Raw genomic sequence first — 1,980 nt, forward strand, 5'->3', positions numbered from 1 at the left:
AGGCGCTCGCCGCCGCCCTCACCCGCCTGGCCGCGGACCGCGAGCTCACCGCGCAGCTGGCTGCTGCCGGCCGCGCGGACGTGGAGGCCCACCACACGTGGGGCCACCGTGCCGCCGAGCTGCTGGCCCTGGTGCAGGAGCGCGCTGCCTGATGGCGTCCGCACGAGTCAAGAGGTCCGGCGGTCAGGAGGGTCCGGGCCCGACCCGGCGCACCCTCGCGCTGATCCGCCCGCACCTGGGGGAGCACCGCACCCTGATCGTGGTGGGCATGCTGGCCCTGCTCGGGGACGTGGTGTTCCGCATCCTGGAGCCGTGGCCGGTGAAGATCGCCGTGGACGCGGTGACGGTCGCGCTCGGTGCGCAGGTCGCCGACGCCACCGGGCTGAGCGGGGACGTCACCCGCACCCTGGTCACCTGGGCGCTGATCCTGGCCGGGATCGTGGCAGGCCGCGCGGTCTGCAACTACATCTCCACCATCGCGTTCGCCAAGACCGGCGTGAAGGTGGTGACCCGCCTGCGCGCCCGCGTGTTCGACCACATCCAGTCCCTGTCCCTGCGCTATCACACGCAGGCCTCGGTGGGAGACACCTCCCAGCGCCTGGTGGGGGACATGGGGCGCCTGCAGGAGGTGGCCGTCACCGCGGGCCTGCCGCTGGTCGGCAACCTGCTGACCGTGGTGGTGCTGTTCGTGGTGGTCATGGTCCTGAACCCCACGCTGTCCCTGGTGGTGCTCGCCACCGGCGCGGTCTACCTGGTGATCTCCAAGATCGCCACGCCCAAGATCACCCGGGCCTCCCGCAAGACCCGCAAGGGCGAGGGCGCCCTGGTAGGCGACGCCGCCGAGGCCCTCGGCGCCATCCGCGTGGTCCAGGCCTACGGCCTCGAGGACACCGTGGCCGCCAGCTTCGCCGCCGGCAACCAGAAGGCGCTCAAGGCCGGCATCAAGGCACGCAAGCTCGCCGCCCGCCTGGAGCGCTCCACGGACGTGCTCGTGGGCCTGTCCACCGCCGTGGTCCTGGGCTTCGGCGGTCTGCAGGTGATGCAGGGGAAGATGACCCCCGGGGACATGGTGCTCTTCCTGATGTACCTGAAGACCGCCATGAAGCCGCTGCGGGACATGGCGAAGTACACCGGCCGCATCGCCCGCGCCGCCGCCTCGGGCGAGCGCATCGCGGACCTGATGGACGAGGAGGTCGAGATCAAGGACCCCGAGCACCCCGTGGCGATGAAGCGGGTGGCCGGGGACGTGGTGTTCGACCGCATCAGCGCCAAGGACGGCCACGGACGAGACCTGTTCACCGGCCTGAACCTGATGATCCCCGCCGGCCAGCGGGTGGGTCTGCTCGGCCCGTCCGGCGCCGGCAAGTCCACCCTTGCCGGCTACCTGCTGCGCCTGGCGGACACCGGCTCGGGTGCGGTGCTCGTGGACGGCTATGACACCCGGATGGTGACCAAGGCGGACCTGCGCTCGCACGTGTCCATCCTCCTGCAGGAGTCCGTGCTGTTCGCCACCACCGTGCGGGAGAACATCCGCTACGGCCGCCTGGACGCCACGGACGAGGAGGTCGAGGCCGCCGCGATCCGGGCCGGGGCGGACGGGTTCATCCGCACCCTGCCCGAGGGGTATGACACGATGCTCGGCGCCCGCGGCGACACTCTCTCCGGTGGCCAGCGCCAGCGCATCGCGATCGCCCGCGCCCTGGTCCGCCGCGCCCCCGTGGTGATCCTGGACGAGCCCACCACCGGGCTGGACCCGGCCTCCCGCGCCCTGGTGGAGGACTCCCTCTGGGAGCTCACGAAGGGCCGGACCACTCTGGCCATCACCCATGACATCTCGATGATCCGCGAGCTGGACCGTGTGCTCTGGCTGGAGGACGGCAGGATCGTGGAGGACGGTTCGCCCGCCCAGCTGCTGGCCCGCCCGGAGACCCGGGTGGGCGCGGTGGGCCGCGCAGCAGCGCGTGGCGATCGCCCGGGCCG

Annotated in this window: 2 protein-coding genes; both read left to right on the plus strand. The window is 72.2% G+C overall.

Annotation, left to right across the window (positions count from 1 at the left end; translation table 11 throughout):
- The first annotated feature begins 56 nt into the window (after window positions 1-56).
- Window positions 57-152, plus strand: coding sequence for a hypothetical protein (locus AC2W7A_RS11960; protein WP_485991537.1), 96 nt, complete (start codon window positions 57-59; stop codon window positions 150-152).
- The coding region (locus AC2W7A_RS11965; RefSeq protein ID WP_485991536.1) for an ABC transporter ATP-binding protein at window positions 152-1,980 on the plus strand (1,829 nt) is incomplete at its 3' end. The genes AC2W7A_RS11960 and AC2W7A_RS11965, both read left to right, overlap by 1 nt.

The sequence above is a fragment of the Micrococcus sp. LASM2_SD2 genome (assembly GCF_057364565.1).